18 protein-coding genes are annotated in these 22,229 nt (G+C 46.3%); 11 read left to right on the top strand and 7 right to left on the bottom strand.

The genetic code is table 11. The features are described from left to right. Positions 1-135: 135 nt before the first annotated feature. Positions 136-1,458 carry an IS4-like element ISSba6 family transposase gene (locus JM642_RS08785; protein WP_203433474.1) on the bottom strand — a complete coding sequence of 441 codons (1,323 nt, stop codon included), beginning with the start codon at positions 1,456-1,458 and terminating at the stop codon, positions 136-138. A 131-nt stretch (positions 1,459-1,589) separates the two neighbouring features. After that, positions 1,590-3,815 carry an NADP-dependent isocitrate dehydrogenase gene (locus tag JM642_RS08780; RefSeq protein WP_203433472.1) on the bottom strand — a complete coding sequence of 742 codons (2,226 nt, stop codon included), beginning with the start codon at positions 3,813-3,815 and terminating at the stop codon, positions 1,590-1,592. A gap of 419 nt (positions 3,816-4,234) precedes the next feature. Here JM642_RS08780 and JM642_RS08775 point away from each other — a divergent pair, with 419 nt between their 5' ends. From JM642_RS08775 to JM642_RS08750, 6 genes are all read left to right on the top strand, one after another. Further along, positions 4,235-5,020 (top strand): rRNA large subunit pseudouridine synthase E, encoded by a 786-nt coding sequence (locus JM642_RS08775; RefSeq protein WP_203433470.1) that lies wholly within the window; start codon positions 4,235-4,237, stop codon positions 5,018-5,020. Between the two features lie 56 nt (positions 5,021-5,076). Then, entirely contained in the window at positions 5,077-5,553 is a 477-nt protein-coding gene (locus JM642_RS08770; protein WP_037419334.1) for an NUDIX hydrolase, read from the top strand. Between the two features lie 295 nt (positions 5,554-5,848). Further along, positions 5,849-6,967 (top strand): tRNA 2-thiouridine(34) synthase MnmA, encoded by a 1,119-nt coding sequence (mnmA, locus tag JM642_RS08765; protein WP_037426519.1) that lies wholly within the window; start codon positions 5,849-5,851, stop codon positions 6,965-6,967. Positions 6,968-6,970: 3 nt separating this feature from the next. Beyond that, positions 6,971-7,588, top strand: a complete 618-nt coding sequence (gene hflD, locus JM642_RS08760) for a high frequency lysogenization protein HflD (protein WP_203433468.1) — start codon at positions 6,971-6,973, stop codon at positions 7,586-7,588. 29 nt (positions 7,589-7,617) lie between these two features. Next, entirely contained in the window at positions 7,618-8,988 is a 1,371-nt protein-coding gene (gene purB / locus JM642_RS08755) for an adenylosuccinate lyase (RefSeq protein ID WP_037426522.1), read from the top strand. 118 nt (positions 8,989-9,106) lie between these two features. Beyond that, the gene (locus tag JM642_RS08750; protein WP_172587299.1) at positions 9,107-10,246 is read left to right on the top strand and encodes a cupin domain-containing protein; all 1,140 of its coding nucleotides are present in this window, start codon (positions 9,107-9,109) and stop codon (positions 10,244-10,246) included. Between the two features lie 121 nt (positions 10,247-10,367). Here JM642_RS08750 and JM642_RS08745 read toward each other — a convergent pair whose 3' ends face one another. Continuing rightward, the gene (locus JM642_RS08745) at positions 10,368-10,820 is read right to left on the bottom strand and encodes a DUF4826 family protein (RefSeq protein WP_037419348.1); all 453 of its coding nucleotides are present in this window, start codon (positions 10,818-10,820) and stop codon (positions 10,368-10,370) included. Positions 10,821-11,100: 280 nt separating this feature from the next. On the opposite strand from JM642_RS08745, the gene JM642_RS08740 reads away from it, so the two are divergent. Both JM642_RS08740 and JM642_RS08735 read left to right on the top strand, forming a co-directional pair. Beyond that, positions 11,101-12,135, top strand: coding sequence for a Glu/Leu/Phe/Val dehydrogenase (locus JM642_RS08740; RefSeq protein ID WP_203433466.1), 1,035 nt, complete (start codon positions 11,101-11,103; stop codon positions 12,133-12,135). A 195-nt stretch (positions 12,136-12,330) separates the two neighbouring features. After that, the gene (locus tag JM642_RS08735) at positions 12,331-12,678 is read left to right on the top strand and encodes a hypothetical protein (protein WP_203433464.1); all 348 of its coding nucleotides are present in this window, start codon (positions 12,331-12,333) and stop codon (positions 12,676-12,678) included. Positions 12,679-12,703: 25 nt separating this feature from the next. Here the strand turns inward: JM642_RS08735 and JM642_RS08730 are convergent, their stop codons facing one another. The 4 genes from JM642_RS08730 to ppsA all read right to left on the bottom strand — a co-directional run bounded on the left by JM642_RS08730 (position 12,704) and on the right by ppsA (position 19,358). Further along, positions 12,704-13,129 carry a MarR family transcriptional regulator gene (locus JM642_RS08730; protein ID WP_037419357.1) on the bottom strand — a complete coding sequence of 142 codons (426 nt, stop codon included), beginning with the start codon at positions 13,127-13,129 and terminating at the stop codon, positions 12,704-12,706. Positions 13,130-13,267: 138 nt separating this feature from the next. Then, the gene (locus JM642_RS08725; protein WP_203433462.1) at positions 13,268-13,759 is read right to left on the bottom strand and encodes a DUF1285 domain-containing protein; all 492 of its coding nucleotides are present in this window, start codon (positions 13,757-13,759) and stop codon (positions 13,268-13,270) included. 88 nt (positions 13,760-13,847) lie between these two features. After that, positions 13,848-16,889 (bottom strand): FAD-binding and (Fe-S)-binding domain-containing protein, encoded by a 3,042-nt coding sequence (locus tag JM642_RS08720; protein ID WP_203433460.1) that lies wholly within the window; start codon positions 16,887-16,889, stop codon positions 13,848-13,850. A 99-nt stretch (positions 16,890-16,988) separates the two neighbouring features. After that, the gene (gene ppsA, locus JM642_RS08715; protein ID WP_203433459.1) at positions 16,989-19,358 is read right to left on the bottom strand and encodes a phosphoenolpyruvate synthase; all 2,370 of its coding nucleotides are present in this window, start codon (positions 19,356-19,358) and stop codon (positions 16,989-16,991) included. Between the two features lie 124 nt (positions 19,359-19,482). Between ppsA and JM642_RS08710 the strand changes: the two genes are divergently transcribed. The 3 genes from JM642_RS08710 (at position 19,483) to JM642_RS08700 (ending at position 22,122) form a co-directional block, all read left to right on the top strand. Then, the gene (locus JM642_RS08710; RefSeq protein WP_011072591.1) at positions 19,483-20,295 is read left to right on the top strand and encodes a pyruvate, water dikinase regulatory protein; all 813 of its coding nucleotides are present in this window, start codon (positions 19,483-19,485) and stop codon (positions 20,293-20,295) included. Positions 20,296-20,476: 181 nt separating this feature from the next. Next, entirely contained in the window at positions 20,477-21,541 is a 1,065-nt protein-coding gene (locus tag JM642_RS08705; RefSeq protein ID WP_169548200.1) for a 3-deoxy-7-phosphoheptulonate synthase, read from the top strand. A 149-nt stretch (positions 21,542-21,690) separates the two neighbouring features. Continuing rightward, a complete protein-coding gene (locus tag JM642_RS08700; protein WP_037419524.1) occupies positions 21,691-22,122 on the top strand; it encodes an acyl-CoA thioesterase in 432 nt (143 codons plus the stop codon). Positions 22,123-22,229 lie beyond the last annotated feature (107 nt).

Raw genomic sequence — 22,229 nt, 5'->3', positions numbered from 1 at the left:
GTCTCATTTTGTGAGCATAGGTGTACCGGAGCGAATACATTTTCATCTCGAAACGTTAACTCGCTCTGGTTAATTTACAACTTACTCCTAAATTTAGTGCAATAAAAAGGCCTGCAATGCAGTAATGCCGTTCACTTAAGAGTGAACGGCATTTTTCTTTGGTCTAACCGGAAACTTGTTTTTGCTCATTTTAAGGACTCGTGGATATGCCCTTTCCCGTTTACCATCCAGCTTAAATTGCCGTGCATTTCGTTCTATATCCAATACGTCTCTCGGGACATTCCCCGGTGTTTGTGATGACAGTTGTGTCAACTTGAAGATGATATAACTCGCCGCATCCCGAAAACTCAGTTGATTGGGATGGACCGATGGCAAGCTTTTAGCCATCAGCAACATCTTATATCTAATGAGATTGTAGGCCAGTAGCACGCCCCATAACTCTTGAGTCACCAGCTCCGGTAGTTGACTGCGGAGCGTAAAACGACTCTCCAACAGATGTTGTTTCATCTCTCTGTAGCCCAGTTCGATTTCCCATCGATGGGCATATAAGTCGACGATGTCTTCGCTGGGGTAACGCATCGGGTCTGTCAACGAGGTCAAAATGGCGACTGACTTACCTTTCACTATCTTAGTCAATAAACGTGCTTCAAGGGTGTCAGGGAGCTGCGGCCATTTCTTTCTGGCTTGAGGTGTCGTGGTGAGTTTCACCCACTGGTCATGTTTCCCCAGCGTTCGCACTACTTCATATTGAGTGCCTTTCTTCAGTGGCAACAACCAGTGGCTATCAGGTTGCGCTTGCTGCCAAGCGTGCAGCAGGCCGAGCGAGTAAAATCCTCGGTCAAATAGGGTTAGGCTGTGATTGGGAATGCTAGGAATGAGCAGGGACGCTAAGTTCATTTCATTTTCGGCAACCGAATCAAAGGCGCTGTTGACCAATAAATGGCTGCTTAATTCCATCAAGCAAACCATGCGAATTTGCGGATAAACCGCTTCGCCTGAAGCGTTTGCGGTACGCGCAAAGGCGGCTTGATTTTGGACACTATCGGGTGTCCGCCACACGACACCGTCAACACCATACAAGTTAAGGCCGCACCAATGAGGATGTTCAGCTCTCGCGTGCCAGGTATTGGCGCTGCGGCTAAAGACTTCTCTAATAACCTCACTGCCCAATCGTTTACGCGCCTGAGTCACGGCGCTGCGTGCAACATAATCAATCTCTTGCGGCAAAACAATGTCGAGTTTGTTGATGAGTGACCGAACAGACTCCCCTCGGAACAAAGCCATTCCGATAACGGCCCAAATCATCGCGTCCATCGGCAATTTACGCCGTCTTAACGTCGCAACGCCCTGAGAGTCTAGGCAAGATTGAATTAACTCAGGTTCTAACACATCTGCTAAGCAGGTGAATTCGGTTAGGCGGGTAATATGAGTACGGGCGAGTGCTTCTGAGAGTTGCATAAAAAATCCGATGACATGAGGTCATCGGATTTTGATCTTTTCAGCGAAATCGTCAAGCGATCTGTCTTAACTGATCGGCATTACTGCAATGCAGGCCTTTTCAGTATTAATGTTAAGTTAACGATAAATCGTTAAGCAAGTAATAGCTTGTTCAGTGTCTCGCTTGGGCGCATGGCTTTTTCAGCTTTTGCGGCGTCTAAACGATAGTAACCGCCTAAATCCACTGGTGCACCTTGCGCATTGTTGAGTTCAGCCACAATCACTTGCTCATTGGCGCTTAAAGCGTGCGCTAATGGAATAAAGTGAGCTTGTAACTGCTCGTCTTTGGTTTGAGCGGCTAATGCTTGTGCCCAGTACATCGCCAGATAGAAATGGCTACCACGGTTATCCAACTCTCCAACGCGTCTTGATGGCGACTTGTTGCTATCTAAGAACTGACCAATGGCTTGATCTAAGGTATCCGCCAGTACTTGCGCTTTAGGGTTACCAACAGTTTGGCTTAAATGCTCTAACGAAGCCGCTAATGCCAGGAATTCACCTAGAGAGTCCCAACGTAAGTGACCTTCTTTTTCAACCTGTTGTACGTGTTTAGGCGCACTACCGCCCGCACCCGTTTCGAACAGGCCGCCACCATTCATTAATGGCACGATAGATAGCATCTTAGCACTGGTACCCAGTTCGAGGATTGGGAACAAGTCAGTCAAATAGTCACGCAGTACGTTACCAGTAACAGAAATAGTATCTTTACCTTCTTTGATGCGCACTAATGAGAAACGAGTCGCTTCTTCTGGTGACATAATGCTGATGTCTAAACCGCTGGTGTCATGCTCAGGTAGGTATTGCTTCACTTTAACAATCAATTGCGCATCGTGGGCACGATTTGCATCTAACCAGAATACCGCAGGAGTATTGCTTAAACGTGCGCGGCGAACGGCAAGTTTGACCCAGTCACGGATAGGCGCGTCTTTAACTTGGCACATTCTCCAAATATCGCCTGCTTCGACGTTGTGGCTCATCAACACGTTACCGCTGGCATCAATTACCTTGACCACGCCATCGGCAGGAATTTCGAAAGTTTTATCGTGGCTACCGTATTCTTCGGCTTTTTGTGCCATTAAACCCACGTTTGGCACACTGCCCATAGTGCTTGGATCGAATGCACCGTGTTCTTTACAGAAAGCGATAGTTTCTTGGTACACACCTGCGTAGCAACGGTCAGGGATCAGCGCTTTAGTATCGTGCAACTTGCCATCTGGCCCCCACATTTGGCCAGATGAACGAATAGCCGCTGGCATAGAAGCATCGATAATAATGTCGCTTGGGACGTGTAAGTTGGTGATCCCTTTATCAGAATCCACCATCGCCAGCGCTGGACGCTCAGCGTAAACCGCTGCGATATCGGCTTCAATTTGGCTGCGAACATCGGCAGGTAAGTTGGCTATTTTGGCGTATACATCACCAAAGCCGTTGTTCACATCAACGCCTAACTCAGCAAATAATGCTGCATGTTTATCAAACACCGGTTTGAAGAACACTTTCACTGCATGACCAAACATGATGGGATCAGACACTTTCATCATGGTGGCTTTAAGGTGCAGCGATAACAACACGTTTTCAGCCTTGGCATTGGCAATTTCACGCTCAAAGAAGCTGATTAAGGCTTTTTTGCTCATCACTGACGCGTCGATGATTTCACCCGCGAGCAGTTTCAGGCCTGATTTAAGGACGACTTCTTGACCGTCTTTTTGTGCCAGCACAATGTTGACAGTGTCAGCGTGAGCAAGCGTTACTGACTGCTCGCTACCGTAAAAATCACCTTCGCTCATATGAGCAACGTGTGACTTAGAGTCTTTCACCCATTTACCCATAGAGTGTGGGTTCTTTTTCGCGAAGTTTTTCACTGACAGCGGCGCGCGGCGATCAGAGTTACCTTCACGCAGGACTGGGTTTACCGCACTGCCCTTGATCTTGTCGTAACGCGCTTTAATTGACTTTTCTTCGTCAGTTTTTGGCTCGTCAGGATAGTTTGGAATGTCATAACCTTTCTGTTGCAGCTCTAAAATACAGGCTTTTAACTGTGGGATTGACGCACTGATATTAGGCAGCTTGATGATATTAGCTTCTGGTTGATTCGCTAGATCGCCAAGCTCAGCTAAGTGATCGCCAATCTTTTGCGCGTCAGTCAGTTTTTCTGGGAAGTTAGCAATCACACGGCCTGATAAAGAAATGTCACGGGTTTCAACCGCCACACCCGCCGCATTGGTAAAGGTCTTGATGATAGGTAACAGAGAAAGCGTTGCCAGTGCTGGCGCTTCATCGGTTTCGGTATAAATAATTGTTGGTGAGTTATCTTTCATGTTACATCCTACATTATTGTAAAATTTAGTATTTTTATAATAATTTTATATCATGACGAACAAACATTGGCACGAAGGAATTCTCTATCGAGGCAATCGTAAACGCCCCTATAAACCTATAAACCCGCTGCAACATCCTCTTTGCGTTCGCCAACGTGGGTAAATTGACTCATTAATACCTAACAAACATTTAGGCATAGATCACATTTTCAGGCCGACATCATAGAGCATTCACAATAATATTCAAATTCCACTAACGGCGAATGCCAAGTACACTGTGTGCAGATAAATAACACGTCTTCTTTCTAACGCCTGTTAATAGATAGGTTTAGTCGCATATCATCGGCGACGACGTAAAATGACTAGACTCTCTTAAGCGACTATTCGCCACTACTATATGAACAACAATTAGTTACCGCATGAACAAAAATAACCCGCTAACATCTCAGGCAACACCTCGCACTCGCGGCCAGAGCACATCCACCACGGGCCCGCAGCATAGGGCTGATAACCGCAGCAAAGGAAGTAAACCAAGCTCCTTCGCCAAATCTGCCAAGGCAAGCTTGCAGCGCGATACAGGGTCACAACAAAATAGTACCAAAACACGGCTTCAAAAACGCCCATCGGCCTCACGCGTCAAGCCTCAAGCTGCGCCTATCATCGTCTTATTTAACAAGCCCTTCGATGTTCTGTGCCAATTTACCGATGAGCAAGGCCGTAAAACATTAAAAGATTTCATCCCTATTCCGGGCGTTTATGCTGCTGGGCGATTAGATCGCGACAGCGAGGGGCTATTACTGTTAACCAATGACGGTCAACTCCAAGCCAAACTCACAGAGCCTAAAAAGAAAACCTTTAAAACCTATTGGGTACAAGTGGAAGGTGTGCCATCGGAAGCCGATTTAGCCAAACTGCGCCAAGGGGTTGAATTAAAAGATGGCATGACACTGCCCGCTAAGGTCTGCATCATGGCTACGCCGAATGTGTGGCCGCGTAATCCGCCGATCCGTGAACGAAAAAACATCCCAACCACTTGGCTGGAAATTCAAATCCACGAAGGACGCAATCGCCAAGTTCGGCGGATGACGGCCCATATTGGTTTTCCGACCTTAAGACTTATTCGCTATAAAATAGGCCAATGGAGTCTAGATGATTTAGCGACAGGTGAGCATAAATGCATACTGGTGGCTCAAAAGACCGAATAGTCTTGCGCCAACAAGCAATCCAATATCCCTAATCTAGCCGCTCAAAGGTAATCACTGTGACAGTAAAAGTAAGATATAAACCCAATGTAACAGTTGCTTGTATTATCCATGCCCCTACCGAGGATAAGTATCTATTAGTGGAAGAGTGGATTGATGGTGAGCAGCGTTTTAATCAACCAGCAGGACATTTGGAAGCGAATGAAAGCCTTATCCAAGCCTGTGAGCGCGAAGTATTTGAGGAAACAGGCCTCCAGCTCAAGCCACAGGGATTGGTTGGGATTTATCAATTTAGCGCCAATCAGGACCTCGCTTTTGTGCGTTTTACCTTTTTGGTACAAGTCGATACGCTACTCACGCCTAAGCCACAGGATGCGGATATTTATGCCGCCCATTGGTTGAGCTTTGAGCAGATCGCAGCTAAAGCTCATCAACTGCGCAGTCCATTAGTGCTCGATTGCCTCAACGATTACCGCAAACAGTTGCAACAAGGGCAGATTCATTCGCTCGAATTACTCAATAGTCAGCGTCTGTAGGGATGTCAAAGATAGCCCCAAGCAACAAGGCGTGATAGAATACGCCCCCGCGTAAATGCGCGATTTGATAAGGCATTTAACTGCGCTTTTGGGTTAAAAATTTGGGGTGTTTTAGCATCATGCATCTTGTGCTTAATGATGTTGGGCTGATGTATCTCAGCAGCTAAACGGATCACCAATAAGCCTGCCCTAACTACGCAGCTAAATAAACGCAGATTTAAAAGTGAGTCATGTACTAATGACAACGGTTCAAGCCACGACTCGCTAACACATATACTCAATGGTTTTAGGATCTATGACATCAATCGAACCCACTCATACAGGTAAAAAAGTCATTGTCGGCATGTCCGGCGGTGTTGATTCATCCGTTTCAGCCTATTTGCTTATGCAGCAAGGCTATCAGGTTGAAGGCCTTTTCATGAAGAACTGGGAAGAAGATGACAACGACGAGTACTGCGCGGCCGCCGAAGATTTAAAAGATGCTCAAGCCGTTTGCGATAAGCTTGGGATCAAACTCCACACGGTCAACTTTGCTGCCGAATATTGGGACAATGTATTTGAGTATTTCCTTGCCGAATACAAAGCGGGTCGTACCCCCAATCCCGATATCATGTGCAACAAAGAAATCAAATTTAAGGCCTTTTTAGAGTTTGCCGACGATATTCTCGATGCCGACTACATCGCCATGGGTCACTATGTGCGCCGCCGCGACAATGCCGATGGCACAACGCAAATGCTGCGTGGGGTCGACAATAATAAAGATCAAAGCTACTTCCTATACACCTTAAGCCATGAACAAGTGGCACGCAGCCTGTTTCCGGTTGGTGAACTCGAAAAACACGAAGTGCGAGAAATCGCCAAACAGATGGGATTAATTACCCATGATAAGAAAGACAGCACCGGCATTTGCTTTATCGGCGAGCGAAAATTTACTGAATTTTTAGGTAATTACCTACCCGCACAGCCCGGCAATATCGAAACTGCCGAAGGCGAAGTGATTGGCACACACCAAGGTTTGATGTACCACACCTTAGGCCAACGTAAAGGTCTGGGGATTGGTGGCATGAAAAATAGCAATGATGACCCATGGTACGTGGTGGATAAAGATCTAAAACGTAACGTGCTTGTTGTTGGCCAAGGTGGTCACCATCCGCGCTTGATGTCCAATGGCATGTTTGTCAATCAACTACACTGGGTCGACCGCAAAGGTCCCGCCGATGGCAGCCAAATTGTGGTGAAAACCCGTTACCGCCAGCAGGATATTCCTTGCACCCTCACCTATCTTGATGACAATACCCTCAAGGTGGTGTTTGACGAGCCCGTTGCCGCCGTGACGCCTGGGCAGTCAGCGGTATTTTACGATGGCGAAGTGTGCCTCGGTGGCGGAATTATCGATCAACTGATCAGAGGATAAACCGTGAACGAACAGCTCCATGATCGTACTATGGCCTTTGCAGGAATACTGCAGGCCATTGCACAAGTTCAGTATTTAGCCCGTCATGGTGAAAGCGACACCGATGAGATGGCAGCCAGTTTACACACCATTTTAGTGACTAATCCCGAAACCCCCGCTGATGTTTACCAAAATAAGGCCGCCCTGCACAAAGGCTACCAATTGGTGTTAAATCAACTGGGGGATAGCAGTCAAAAAGATGTGGAAATTACCCGCTATCTGGTGGGAATTTTAGCCCTTGAACGTAAATTAACCCGTTCAAACACCGGGTTAGCTATGCTTGCCGAACGCATCAATCAAGTGAATCGTCAGCTACATCATTTTGCGATCACCGACGAACAAGTCATTGCCAATCTGGCCAGTATTTATAGCGACATTATCAGTAATCTTGGACCTAAGATTCAGATCTCAGGCAATCCAGTGTGTCTGCAACGTCCAATCGTGCAACAAAAAATCCGCGCCTTGCTGCTTGCAGCCATGCGCAGCGCAGTGTTATGGCGACAACTAGGCGGCAAACGTCGACACTTAGTCTTTGCCCGTAAAGCCATCTTAGACACAGCTAAGAAAAGTCTTACCCTATAATAAAATAAGTTTTCATCAAGGAGCTTCACATGGATCTTTCCGCACTAACTGCTATCTCTCCGGTAGACGGCCGTTACGGTAGTAAAACAGCGTCATTGCGAGGGATTTTCAGCGAGTTCGGTCTTACTAAGTACCGTGTTCAAGTTGAAATCAACTGGTTAAAGTTACTCGCTGATTGCCCAGAAATCACCGAAGTGCCACCATTAAGCGAGTCAGCGATCGCGCTTCTCGATGCCATTAAAGACAATTTCAGTGAGCAAGATGCGCTTCGCGTGAAAGCCATTGAAAGCACCACCAACCACGACGTGAAAGCAGTTGAATACTTTATCAAAGAAAAAATCGCAGACAACGCGGAACTCGCCGCTGTCGGTGAATTTGTTCACTTTGCCTGTACTTCTGAAGATATCAACAACTTAAGCCATGGCTTAATGTTAACTGAAGCCCGCGAGCAAGTGGTACTGCCTTATTGCAATGAACTGCTTAGCGCCATCAAAAAACTGGCCGTTGAATACCGCTCAGTACCTTTGATGTCACGTACCCATGGTCAGCCAGCCTCGCCTTCAACCTTAGGCAAGGAAATGGCTAACGTAGCCGTGCGTTTAGAGCGCCAAATCAAGCAAATCGCGGCCGTTGAAATCATGGGGAAAATTAACGGCGCCGTAGGTAACTACAACGCGCACATATCTGCATACCCAGAAGTGAACTGGCATGCACTGTCTGAACGTTTTGTGACAAGCCTTGGCCTGCACTGGAACGCATACACCACTCAAATCGAACCGCATGATTACATTGCAGAGCTCTTTGATGCGATTGCGCGTTTCAACACTATTCTGCTCGATTTCGACCGTGACGTTTGGGGTTATATTGCCTTAGGTCACTTCAAGCAACGTACCATTGCCGGTGAAATTGGCTCATCAACCATGCCACACAAGGTCAACCCTATCGACTTTGAAAACTCTGAGGGTAACTTAGGTATTGCCAATGCGTTGATGCAACATTTAGCCGCAAAACTACCCGTTTCAAGATGGCAACGTGACTTAACCGATTCCACCGTACTACGTAACTTAGGTGTGGGTATCGCCCACTCGCTGATCGCTTACCAAGCGACCTTAAAAGGCATCAGCAAGTTACAAGTGAATGAAGAGCATTTACGTGCCGAGCTCGATCAAAACTGGGAAGTATTGGCTGAGCCAGTACAAACCGTGATGCGCCGCTATGGCATTGAAAAGCCATACGAGAAGTTAAAAGAATTGACACGTGGTAAACGCATCGACGCTAAGCAACTTGCCGAATTTATCGACGGTTTAGCCCTGCCTGAAGACGTGAAGGCTGAGCTGAAGAAGATGACGCCAGCCAACTATATTGGCCGTGCAGAAGCATTTGTTGACGAACTTAACTAAAGTTCATTCCGGCTAACGCTTCGTTTAACGCTAAGCTGACATGCTTAGCTTATTATCTAGCCTAAATAAGGATTGAGGCGGTTACATTGTTAAGGATGTAGTCGCCTTTTTTGACACTATGTATAAACTCAATCTCGATATTGCCCAGTTCCTCAAGGATTACTGGCAACAAAAACCTGTGGTCATCAAAGGCGCTTTTCCTCACTTTGAAGATCCAATCAGTGCCGATGAGCTGGCCGGCCTGGCCTGCGAAGAAGAAATCACTTCGCGCATCGTCGTCACCCAAAAAGATAACTGGGAAGTGATCCAAGGCCCTTTTGAGGATTACGACAATTACGGTGAAACCCACTGGCAATTATTGGTACAAGCGGTTAACCATTGGTATCCCGACTCACAACCCCTCGTTGAGGCCTTTCGTTTTCTCCCCGATTGGCGATTCGATGATTTGATGGTGTCATTTGCCACTCCAAGTGGCGGTGTCGGTCCCCATATCGACAACTACGATGTGTTTATTATTCAAGGCGAAGGTCAGCGCCGCTGGACCGTAGGTGACAACACCCCACAACAACGTCGTGGCGGTAATCCTAATTCACCTCTGGTTGAAGACTTTGACCCCATTATTGATATGGTGTTAGAGAAAGGCGATATGCTTTATATTCCACCAGGATTCCCACACTGCGGTGAAACCTTAACCTTAGCCTTGAGCTATTCAATTGGTTACCGCGCACCCAGTCAGCAAGAATTAGTCAGCGAAGTGGCCGACTATTTACTCGACAAAAATTTGGGTCAACAGCGTTTTACCTCCGCATCCGAGCCAGCAAATCCGGGCATTATTAGCCAAGATCATCAACTCGGCATTATGTCGCTGTTAAGCCAGCTTGCCCAAGATCCTGCGAGTTATCAGGTTGTGCTAGGTAAACTGCTAAGCCAAAACCGATTCGAATTAGATATTTGTGAAGGCGAAGAAGCCTATAGCATCGAAGATCTGCAAGATGCCTTTGAACAAGGCGCTGGTGTAAATCGCATTGGCGGTTTAAAAGTACTACGTTTAGAGAATGATGCTCACTCGCGCTTATTCATTAATGGCGAAATCTATGATCTGCCCAATACACCCGAAGCGGTGCTTGTACAGTTAAGCGATCATGTCAGCTTTGATAGCGAAACGGCTCTCGCGTTATGCGAACATGATGAAGTACAACAGCTGTTGCTGGAACTGATTAATCAAGGTTTATACTATTTAAGTGATGAAGAAGCGTAATCCTTTAATATGGAATGAAACCGTCGGTATGCTCAACGTAGAGCACAACGCTTGAGACAGACTTAAACAACAAAGGCACTCAATCGAGTGCCTTTGGTTTTATGACTCAACACAAGGAAATCTAGCTATTCCAGAGTTTTTCATCATTGTGCATACGATATAAACTCTCTGCACGGGAGACTAATAACTGGGCAAATTTTGCCTGGGTTGCATCACGTCTGGTTGCGCCTGAACGGATCAAATTTTCAGCCTGCATTTGCCACATCATCGAGAAATGACGAACCGCATCACGCGCCGTTTTAGCCACTTTGACATCCACAAAATCCGATGGTAAATCGCCTGACATCACCCAATAGGTTTTGGTCGTAGGACGTTTGGATTCCATCTTCCAAATCGCTAAATAAGGTGCAAGATAACGGCTCTCATCGGCTAAAACCTTGCTGGGGATAACCCCTTTTTCCGCTAAAAAACGGTTCGCTTTTTGGAATTGTGTTCTGACCCACTCTTGGCGCAATTTCTCCATTTCTTCAGGAGAGATTGTTGGTTGAGCTTGATCGACAGCTTGTTCAGTCATACTTCCGTCCTATCTTATTGTTATAGCGCGGCTCTCATTCTTGGGACAGCACGCGAATCATACTAATGTCTGAGAATATCATCAGTTAAAACTGGTTTCGCATCTCTAAGCTTACGTTTACGTAAAGTGGAAAGCTAGATTGCCACAAATAATCTATTTATTCGGTCATTATGCATGGTTGAGAGTATCGCTAAATGCTATGGTTCTGCAATAAATATAACGAGCTGTCGATGGGAAGTCGTTCCATCGACGTTTTATTGTGTATAGCGGAGAACTTCACGTGGCTGTATTTAATCATGTATCCTTTGATGAACATGAACAGGTCGTATTCTGTCATGATAAAGAAAGTGGCTTAAAAGCCATTGTTGCCATCCATAACACCAACTTAGGTCCAGCTGTGGGTGGATGCCGGATGTGGAATTATCAATCCGATGATGAAGCCCTGACAGACGTATTACGCCTCTCCCGTGGTATGACTTACAAAAATGCCCTCGCCGGTTTAACCATGGGCGGTGGTAAGTCAGTGATTATTGCCGATCCTAAGCGTCCTGATCGCGAAGCCCTTTTCCGTGCCTTTGGCCGTTTTATCAATAGCCTCGGTGGACGTTACTATTCTGCTGAAGACGTGGGCACCACGACCGCTGATATCATGATTGCCCATCAAGAAACACCTTACATGGCAGGCCTTGAAGGCAAGAGTGGCGATCCATCGCCATTTACAGCACTAGGCACCTATTTAGGGATCAAGGCTGCTGTTAAACATAAACTCGATTTAGACAGCTTAAAAGGCCTTAAGATCGCTGTTCAAGGTGTTGGTCATGTGGGTTACTATCTGTGTAAACATTTGCATGAAGAAGGTGCACAGCTGATTGTTACCGATATTCATCAGGCGTCGCTTGATAAAGTGGCTACCGACTTTGGTGCTACCGTTGTTGCACCTCAGGATATCTATGCCCAAGACGTGGATGTCTATGCGCCATGTGCCTTAGGTGCAACTCTAAATGATGTCACCCTGCCACAGCTTAAAGCTAAGATTGTTGCAGGTTGCGCCAACAACCAATTAGCCGAAGTCCGCCATGGCGAGCAGTTAAAAGAAATGGGCATTCTGTATGCGCCAGATTATGTGATTAACGCTGGCGGCATTATCAACGTGTCATTTGAAAAAGATTATGACGCAGCAAAATCAGAAGCTAAGGTCAGAGAAATCTACAACACGCTGCTGAAGATTTTTGCTAAGGCCGATGCTGAAAACCGCACGACAGGTGCAGTGGCGGACGAAATGGCCCGCGCCATTTACCAAGCGGCCAAAGCCTAATCATGCAGTAGGCGGACAACGAGTCGTTGTCCGCCTCAACCACTTCCCTCGCTCCACTTATCCATCTAAAAAATAAATTCCTCTCAATACCAATCAGATACCAAAACGCCACGTAAAATTCACTTTTCTGTAGTGGAAAACCCTATATGTCTCTGCTTGAATTAACTACTCGTCAGTCACGGAGAAGGTGCCACTATGGTCAGTTTCAAATATGAGCTGGGGAAAGATTCACTTGAATTACAAGCAAGTGATTGGTCGGGTTTGGAGAGAGTCTATATCAATGGCCAAATGGTTTCGCGCAAACTCAATTTTAGCCATCAAAGTGAACATCTGATCAAATTGAAAGATGGTGGGCAATGCCTATGTAAGTTGTTTATTAACCCCTTCACAAATGAGTTAACTTGCCGTATTTATAAGCGTAATCAGCTAATCACTAGTCTGAAACAGGGAAAAAATAGCTTAATGCAGCGACAACGATTACTGCAGCAAGGGTTATTACTGGGGTCAAGTTTAGTGTTACTTTTTATGCTACTCCCACTGTAAATAACCGAAAGAAGCACAATAAAACTTACGGATTAGATGACAGTTTATTTATTTTATTCAAAAGCTTAATAAAATAACTTCGTTCATCTTCAGTAAGATTAGCAAGAAACTTTTCATTGACGCGCTCGGCCTCACGGATCAAATCCTGCTCCAGCGCCTTGGCCTCATCGGTGAGAAAAATCTGGAAAGCTCGGCGATTATCGAGTTCTTGATGGCGGGTGATGAGGCCTTGCACCTGCAACTGATCGAGCAAACGGGTCATGGTATAGTTCGCTACATCACAACGTTTGGACAACTCGGTCTGAGTAATCCCCTCCTCCTGCCAAAGCGCGAATAATACTGGCCACAACTTAATGTCGAGCTGATAGCGTTTCAACTGCAAATCGAGTTCATTTTGCAGCTCAATATTTAAGTGCGAAACAAGATAGCCTAAGCTTTCATAACGGTTCAAACAGCACCTCCGAAAACAACATTTAGACCCATCGACACAGACCTAAACCCGAGTAGGATTGGCTAAGGTTAGTTTTAATACTATCACTTAACCCATAATAAACTAGTCAGCCTCCCCAAGTTATTACAATCAAAATCTTTAAGCACTGAGGCCACCTTCATCGGTTAAATTGAATTCATTCACAAAATTGTAGTAGCAGGCACGGCTCAATTTTCCCCATAGGCCGCGCTCTAGCGGCAGATAAATCCCAAAGTCGGTGAGCTTTAAACGATTGAGTGTCGCCAGAGAATGCTCGGTGCCAATACTACTGTGCAGCGTTAAACCCGATGTTGTCTCATCCTTCATATAATCCACAATCACCAGTGGCGCATCATCCACCTCGACTCGCACCTTTTCGACTGGTGTGATCAAAAAATATTCGCCATCGATGCCATGTAAAATACTGGCAAACAGCTTAGCAAACTTCGTCAGTAATGGGCTGTCCTGATATATCCAGTCACCGGAGAGTTGGATACGAAATAACGCGACTTCACTACACAGCGCCGTTGGGTGTGTGGTGACGTCATACGGCGCTGGCTTGCTGGTGAATGCCTGTAGCGTATCGATAACATTGCCCGTGTGTTTTTCCATAGCGTCCCCTCAATAAAAAAACCAGCCTGACGACTGGTTTAGTGTGGCATTGCCTTAGAGATTATCCAATCCCTAATTAAAAATTGCGTTAAGCCTTAACGAGCTCCAATAAAGCCTCTAATGGATGTTTTGGCTTGTAACCGGCGAAACGTTTCACTTGGCTGCGACAAGAGTAGCCAGAGACTAACACCTGCGACGCGTCTATCTTGCTTAAAGTGTCTTTCCACGACATATCAAACAAGGTCTTAGAACGCTCAAGATTCTCAGCCTCATGGCCGTAGGTACCCGCCATGCCGCAGCAGCCCAAATTCACCGCCGTCAATTTAGCGCCAAAGTGAGTGAAGATTTTGCTCCACTCATTGGCGGTATTAGGCTTCGCCGTAGACTCAGTACAATGGCTAAACCAAGTAAATTGTTTATCTTGCATGGCCTTAGTGGGAATATCCTGCAGTATGCCAAGCAGCCATTCGTTAGCCAGTTTCACCTCAAACGCGCCGCGGTTAGCCCCTAAAATTTCTTTATATTCATCGCGATAACAGAGCACTAAGGCGGGATCGATCCCAACCATCGGCATACCTAACTTATGCACTTGGTTTAAGAAATCCGCACTCGACTGCGCCGTTTTAGCAAATTTACCCAAGAAGCCCTTGATATGCGTCGGTTTACCGTTGGGCTTAAACGGCAGTAGAACGGGTTTTAATCCTAAGGTTTCAATCAATTGGATAAAGCGATACACCAAGCCCGCATCGTAGAAACTGTTGAAGGGATCTTGTACAACTAATACAAATTTTGCCCTCTCATCGGCGGGGATGGCCTGCAATGCCGCCAGATCATAGCCGCGGCTCGCATGGCCATCGAGTCGTTGTTTTAAGGTTGGCACCGACAGCGCTGGCGCATCCACATAGCCAATAGCCTTTTTGATGACCCATTGACTGAGTGGGTTTTGCGAGGCGAAATTGGTCAGCCTTGGCGCAGCAGCCATCAGAGGTAAGCTGTCTTCTATGCCCGCAACCAGGTAATCCTTGGCGGGACGCAGATAACGTTGATAGTAAATATTAAAGAATTGCGCCCTAAACTTAGGTACATCCACTTTAACCGGGCACTGACTCGAACACGCCTTACACGCAAGACAGCCCTTCAGCGATTCCATCACTTCGTGGGAATAATCGTAATCGCGCTTCGCATTGATGGTATTTTGCATACGCTGCAAAATACCTAAGGGTTTAGCTTTCGCCAGCGCGTTCACATCGACCCCTTCCGACTCAAGCAAACGCAGCCACTCACGCATTAAGCCCGCGCGACCTTTAGGCGACTGAACTCTGTCCCCCGTCACTTTAAATGACGGACACATAGGTGAGAAACTGCTGTAGTTAAAGCACAGGCCATTACCGTTACAGTTCATCACATCGGGATAGGCATCGCGTACTTCAACGGGAATTTGTCTGTCAAACTTGCCGCGCTTGGTACTATCCACATCAAATGCCAAGCTGCCGACTTGCTTGGGCGCCACTAACTTGCCGGGATTAAGCCTGTTATCAGGGTCAAATAGACCTTTAATATCTTGCAGCACGCCATAAAGTTCATCGCCAAATACCGATGGGCCGTATTCGCCACGCACGCCCTTACCATGCTCGCCCCACATCAGGCCGCCGTATTTGAGCGTCAGTGCTGCAACTTGATCAGAAATCACCCTTAGCAGTTTTTCATCTTCGACATCGCACATATCGAGTGCTGGGCGCACGTGTAATACGCCTGCATCCACATGGCCAAACATACCGTATTGCAAATTGTGACTATCGAGTAGCGCACGAAACTCCATAATATAATCGGCAAGTTTTTCAGGTGGCACAGCAGTATCTTCGGCAAATGCAATGGGTTTGCGACGTCCCTTGGTAGCACCGAGCAATCCAACGGCCTTTTTACGCATGCCATAGATTTTCTCAATGCTGGCCTTATCTTGAGTGACTTGATAACCCACGACACCACATTCACCGCGACCAATTTGCTCGGTCAATACAGCCTCAAGACTCGCGAGTTTTTGCTCAACTTCTGCCGTATCACCAGCAAACTCGACCATATTCAGGCCATCGATGACTTTACCCGGCACTTCTTGAATAAGGTCGGAAACCGAATGCCAAACAATGTCCTCGCGGGCAAGATTAAGCACTTTAGAGTCCACGGTTTCGACAACCGTAGCCCGCGCAGCAACTAAGGAAGGTGCATGACGCAGCGCAGACTGGAAGGAATCGTACTTAATATTCACCATCGCCCGCTCACTGGGCAGTGGTGTAATGTTGAGTTTCGCTTCGGTGATAACCGCCAGCGTGCCTTCAGAGCCTGTTAAAATGCGTGAAAGGTCGAACTGAGTTAAGCCTTCATTCCAGACATTCTTTAAGTCATATCCAGTTAAAAATCGATTGAGTTTAGGGAATTGTTGCTCAATGAGCGCGCGCTTCTCACGGCATACCTTTGCAATAGCCGAAATCAGTTTTTGTCCAAGCGGATTTTCACTCACGTTATCGGGATTACATAACAGACCCGCATCGAGGGGACGAGTATCTAACACACTGCCATCTATCAATACACTGCGCAGTGCCAGTACATGGTCGGAAGTTTTACCATACACCAAAGAGCCTGCGCCCGAGGCGTCGGTGTTGATCATACCGCCAATAGTGGCGCGGTTTGAAGTTGAGAGATCGGGACTAAAGAAGAATCCATGGGGACGCAGCGCATCATTTAGCGCATCTTTAATGACCCCAGCTTCAACCCTAACCCAGCCCTGCTCAGGATTCACTTCCAACACACGATTCATATAACGAGACACATCAAGGATCAAACCGTGGGTCAGCGACTGACCATTAGTGCCTGTTCCGCCACCTCTGGCACTAAAAGTCACACCCACAAACTCTGCTTTCGTAGCAAGTTTAAGCGCTATCTCGATATCCTTTTGGTCTTTAGGATAAAGCACCGCTTGGGGCAAAAATTGATAAACGGAGTTATCCGTGGCTTGCACTAAGCGCGCGCTGTAGCGCTTATCAATATCACCTTCATAGGCACTTTGTTCTAAAGCATCAAGATAGGCCAGATAAACAGGTTCTAAGGTTTGTTGATGTGATAACAGAGGTAACATGGGCGGCTTCAGTCAATTATTGTTATGCGGCCCATTATAAACAAAAAAAAGCCGCTAAAAAGCGGCTTTTTTAACACCTTGATAAAATTACGGCCTAGATCAAGCGTGCGCTTCGGCTAAATATAACCAAGTATCAATTACGGTATCAGGGTTTAACGATACGGTATCGATGCCTTGTTCAACTAACCAAGCCGCGAAATCGGCGTGATCTGAAGGTCCTTGACCACAAATACCGATATAAGCACCCTTGGCCTTAGCCGCTTTAATGGCCATAGACAGCAGGATCTTCACCGCTTCGTTACGCTCATCAAACAAGTGGCTGATGATGCCTGAGTCACGGTCAAGACCGAGTGTTAACTGTGTTAAGTCATTTGAGCCGATAGAGAAACCATCGAAGTGCTCAAGGAACTGATCCGCTAACAGCGCATTTGACGGTACTTCACACATCATGATGACGCGTAGACCATCTTTACCACGCTCTAAGCCCTGCTCTTTCAGCAGTTCAATCACTTGCTCAGCTTCTTTCACGGTACGGACGAATGGGATCATGACTTCAACGTTCTTCAGACCCATTTCATTACGCACGCGCTTAATCGCTTCACATTCAAGTGCGAAACAATCGCGGAATGATTCAGAGATATAACGGCTCGCACCACGGAAGCCCAACATTGGGTTTTCTTCCTCTGGCTCGTAACGGTCACCACCGACTAAGTTAGCGTATTCGTTAGACTTAAAGTCTGACATACGTACGATCACTTTCTTCGGATAGAAAGCCGAACCAATAGATGCGATACCTTCGACTAAGCGAGCGATGTAGAACTCAACAGGAGAGTCGTAACCGGCGATCATCTCGTTGATTTCTTCCTGCAATGCAGCATCTTGTTGGTTGAATTCAAGCAACGCTTTCGGGTGAATACCGATCATACGGTTGATGATGAATTCTAAACGCGCTAGACCCACACCTTCGTTAGGTAAACGGGCAAAATCAAATGCACGATCTGGGTTACCCACGTTCATCATGATCTTCATCGGTAATGCTGGCAATGAGTCAACGCGGTTTGAAATCACTTCAAACTCTTGTTTACCTTCGTAGATGTAACCAGTGTCACCTTCGGCACAAGATACTGTCACTAACTGACCATTCTTGATACGGTCGGTCACGTCGCCACAACCTACTACCGCTGGTACACCTAATTCACGGGCAATAATCGCCGCGTGACAGGTACGGCCGCCACGGTTAGTCACGATGGCGCTGGCGCGCTTCATGATAGGTTCCCAATCTGGGTCAGTCATGTCGGTCACTAACACATCGCCAGGTTGGATTTGATCCATGTCAGCGATTGAAGTTAATACCTTAGCCACACCTGAGCCCACTTTATGACCGATAGCACGACCTTCAGAGATCACTGCGCCACGGCTCTTTAAGTGGTAACGTTCAATTAATTGTACGTCTTCACGGCTACGAACCGTTTCTGGACGCGCTTGAACGATATAGAGTTTGCCATCGTTACCGTCTTTCGCCCACTCGATGTCCATTGGACGACCGTAGTGTTTTTCGATAACCATCGCTTGTTTAGCCAGTTCCATCACTTCGGCGTCGTTGATGGAGAATTGACGACGTTTTTCTGCAGCAACGTCTTCAATTTTCACTTGTTTGCCGTGAGAAGCATCATCGGAATACACCATCTGGATGAGCTTGCTACCGATATTACGGCGAACAACGGCTTTATGGCCTTGAGAAAGGATAGGTTTGTGGACATAGAATTCGTCAGGGTTTACCGCACCTTGAACAACCATTTCACCCAGACCGAAAGATGAAGTGATAAACACCACATCATTGTTGCCTGATTCAGTGTCCATGGTGAACATCACACCTGATGCCGCTTTGTCTGAACGAACCATGCGTTGTACGCCGGCAGACAGGGCAACACCGTGGTGCTCATAACCTTGGTGAACACGGTATGAAATTGCACGGTCGTTAAAGAGTGACGCAAACACGTGCTTAATCGCCACGAGTACAGAGTCAAATCCTTTCACGTTTAAGAAGGTTTCTTGCTGACCAGCAAAAGAAGCATCTGGCATATCTTCTGCGGTAGCAGAAGAACGTACTGCAAATGATGCATCGCTAGTTTCAGCGGCAAGTTTATCGTAAGCTTCACGAATGGCTTGCTCTAAAGCTGGTTGGAATGGGGTGTCAATCACCCATTGTCTGATCTGTGCACCTACTTTTGCCAGTGCATTGACATCATCTACATCCAGTGTGGCTAGAATGTCATAAATCTTCTGGTTTACTCCACTTTGTTCAAGGAACTCATTGAACGCATAAGAAGTAGTCGCAAATCCGCCAGGTACTTGAACACCGGCATTAGCTAGATTGCTGATCATCTCGCCAAGAGAAGCATTTTTACCGCCAACCAAGTTGACGTCACCCATGCCTAATTCCTGATACCAGAGTACGTATTGCTGCACAGTTCTATCTCCGCAAGTTTATTTCAGTGGCCCCTTCACACGAGGGCAGCGGCATTTTACACTCCCGCTGAAGAAGCGTAAATCTATAATTTTATTTGTAATTTTATTACTACAAGAGGTCAGTATGGCACCAAAGGTATTTTACATCTCCGACGGCACAGCGATCACAGCAGAGGTTTTTGGGCATGCAGTTCTCTCGCAATTTCCATTAGAATTTGAGTCACTTACAATTCCATTTGTTGAAACATTGGCAAAAGCTGAAAACGTTAAACGACAAATTAATGATTGTTTTATTACAACAGGCGAACGCCCCTTAGTGTTCCATTCAATCGTTAAACCGGAAATTCGGGACATCATTTATTCGAGTGAAGGTCTCGATTACGATTTTTTAAATACCTTCGTCGCTCCACTTGAACAACATTTAGGCGTAAGTGCATCGCCTGTATTACACCGCACCCACGGTAAAGCCAATCAGGGTTATGAAGCCCGTATCGATGCCATCAATTTTGCGATGGATAATGATGATGGCCAAACCATGAAGCATATGGATCAGGCCGATTTGATCCTGCTGGGCGTGTCTCGCTGCGGTAAAACCCCGTCCAGCCTCTATTTATCGATGCAGTTTGGTATTAAAGCGGCTAACTACCCGTTCACCGAAGACGATATGGATAACCTTAAACTGCCCGAAGCCTTAAAACGCAATAAGAAAAAATTGTTTGGGTTGACCATCGATCCGGTACGCTTACATGAAATCCGCCAAAGTCGGATGGAAAACAGTCGCTACTCTTCCTTAAAGCAGTGTCGTTTAGAGGTAAAAGAAGTCGAGATGATGTTCAAACGTGAACGTATTCCCTATATCGACACCACCAACCACTCGGTCGAAGAAATCGCCACTAAGATTTTGGATGTCACCGGCTTAGAACGTCATATGTTCTAATCTTGATGATTTCGAACGAGACAATCGAGTCCCTCGATTTAGGCTAAATAGGTCTAACTTAAATCAAATTCATTGCACAGTTGCCGACAATTAACACAATTGGCACTGTGCAATGCTGTTCGATTCGTTATAATCCGAGGCAATCTGGCGAAAAGCGCCGCACGCAAGCTCGGTATTTTGAATGACCATTAAAACAGACGAATTACGCACTTCCTTATTAGCTAAAGTCATCTCACCTGCACAACTGGCATCTGAGTACCCGTTAACCCAAGATGCAGCCGATTACCTCGTTCAGCAACGTCGTGAAGTTGAAGCCATTATTATGGGCGAAGATCATCGTCTACTGGTGATCATTGGCCCTTGCTCTATCCATGATACGCAAGCTGCCCTCGACTACGCCCGCCGTTTAGCTGTGCTGCATCAAGAGTTAAAGGACGATCTCTGTATTTTAATGCGGGTGTACTTTGAAAAGCCGCGCACCATTGTTGGCTGGAAAGGGTTAATTTCCGATCCTGACTTAGATGGCAGCTTTGAACCCAATAAAGGATTGCGTATTGCCCGTCAGCTACTACAGCAAATCACTGAGCTGAAATTGCCGATTGCCACCGAGTTTTTAGATATGGTGAACGGTCAATATATTGCTGATTTAATCACCTGGGGCGCTATCGGCGCTCGCACCACTGAAAGCCAAGTCCACCGCGAAATGGCCTCGGCACTCTCCTGCCCTGTGGGTTTTAAAAATGGAACCGATGGCAATATCAACATCGCCGTTGATGCCGTTCGTGCCGCCAAAGTGCCACATATTTTCTATTCACCAGATAAAGATGGCGCCATGTCTGTCTATCGTACCCATGGCAATCCTTACGGCCACATTATTTTACGTGGCGGTAAAAAGCCGAATTACTTTGAGCAAGACATTGAACAAGCAAGATTAAAACTTGAGTCTGTCAATGTAACGCCGCGTGTGGTGGTTGATTTTAGCCACGGTAACAGTGAAAAAAATCACCTAAAACAACTGGTCGTTGCTGAAAATATCATGGCGCAAATGCGCGCGGGAAGTACGGCCATTGCCGGCATCATGGCAGAAAGTTTCTTACAGGAAGGCAATCAAAAAGTGATTGAGGGTCAACCTTTATGCTATGGCCAAAGCATTACCGATGCCTGCTTACATTGGGATGACTCAGAAAAATTACTGCGAGATCTGGCTAAAGCCTCACGCGATAGGCGTGAACTTCTCGGTAAATAAGTCGATTACCAAACACTAAAGGCTTCCACTGGAAGCCTTTTTACTTTTCGTTTTGTCCTAAAACCTAACGATATAGTCGTTTTATATCATTCAAATTGAAAACTCACTATAATCGCGCCTCTTGAAAATGCATAACCTCAGGTTGCCGTATGCCACATTCACTCGACTCTACTCGCCCTGCTTTTTCCGATGCCATTGAACAACGAATCAATCAATCCGAAGCGCGGGTAATCAAAGCCGTATTTCCTTCTATCACCAATCACCACAATACCTTATTTGGTGGTGAAGCCTTAGCATGGATGGATGAAACCGCTTTTATTGCTGCGACTCGTTTCTGCCGTAAAGCCTTAGTTACAGTCAGCTCTGATCGAATCGACTTTAAAAAACCTATTCCAGCGGGTACCTTAGCAGAGCTTATCGCCCGCGTGATCCATGTAGGTAATACCTCGTTAAAGGTCGAAGTCAATATTTTTGTCGAAGACATGTACCAAGATCACCGTGAGCATGCGATCCGTGGCGTATTCACCTTTGTTGCGGTAGACGAACAACGCCATCCAACCCAAGTGTGGACGGCTGAATAAGATTTATACTACGTAATAACGTACTCTAGCCCTTTAACAGCAAGGTTTTAGGGCTAATTTATTCGTTCATTTAAGCAAGACAAAAGTATAACAACCAGAAACATATA

The sequence above is a fragment of the Shewanella sp. LZH-2 genome (genome assembly GCF_016859145.1).
Classification (GTDB): Bacteria; Pseudomonadota; Gammaproteobacteria; order Enterobacterales; family Shewanellaceae; genus Shewanella; species Shewanella xiamenensis.
The sequence above is the reverse complement of the archived record's forward strand: the minus strand, read 5'-3'. Positions and strand labels throughout refer to the sequence as shown.

What these genes read in the sequence shown, in the direction of transcription:
- JM642_RS08785 (WP_203433474.1), bottom strand. Translation starts at nt 1,458, where the DNA reads ATGCAACTCTCAGAAGCACTCGCCCGTACTCATATTACCCGCCTAACC.
- JM642_RS08780 (WP_203433472.1), bottom strand. Translation starts at nt 3,815, where the DNA reads ATGAAAGATAACTCACCAACAATTATTTATACCGAAACCGATGAAGCG.
- JM642_RS08775 (WP_203433470.1), top strand. Translation starts at nt 4,235, where the DNA reads ATGAACAAAAATAACCCGCTAACATCTCAGGCAACACCTCGCACTCGC.
- mnmA (WP_037426519.1), top strand. Translation starts at nt 5,849, where the DNA reads ATGACATCAATCGAACCCACTCATACAGGTAAAAAAGTCATTGTCGGC.
- purB (WP_037426522.1), top strand. Translation starts at nt 7,618, where the DNA reads ATGGATCTTTCCGCACTAACTGCTATCTCTCCGGTAGACGGCCGTTAC.
- JM642_RS08750 (WP_172587299.1), top strand. Translation starts at nt 9,107, where the DNA reads ATGTATAAACTCAATCTCGATATTGCCCAGTTCCTCAAGGATTACTGG.
- JM642_RS08745 (WP_037419348.1), bottom strand. Translation starts at nt 10,820, where the DNA reads ATGACTGAACAAGCTGTCGATCAAGCTCAACCAACAATCTCTCCTGAA.
- JM642_RS08735 (WP_203433464.1), top strand. Translation starts at nt 12,331, where the DNA reads ATGGTCAGTTTCAAATATGAGCTGGGGAAAGATTCACTTGAATTACAA.
- JM642_RS08725 (WP_203433462.1), bottom strand. Translation starts at nt 13,759, where the DNA reads ATGGAAAAACACACGGGCAATGTTATCGATACGCTACAGGCATTCACC.
- JM642_RS08720 (WP_203433460.1), bottom strand. Translation starts at nt 16,889, where the DNA reads ATGTTACCTCTGTTATCACATCAACAAACCTTAGAACCTGTTTATCTG.
- JM642_RS08710 (WP_011072591.1), top strand. Translation starts at nt 19,483, where the DNA reads ATGGCACCAAAGGTATTTTACATCTCCGACGGCACAGCGATCACAGCA.
- JM642_RS08705 (WP_169548200.1), top strand. Translation starts at nt 20,477, where the DNA reads ATGACCATTAAAACAGACGAATTACGCACTTCCTTATTAGCTAAAGTC.
- JM642_RS08700 (WP_037419524.1), top strand. Translation starts at nt 21,691, where the DNA reads ATGCCACATTCACTCGACTCTACTCGCCCTGCTTTTTCCGATGCCATT.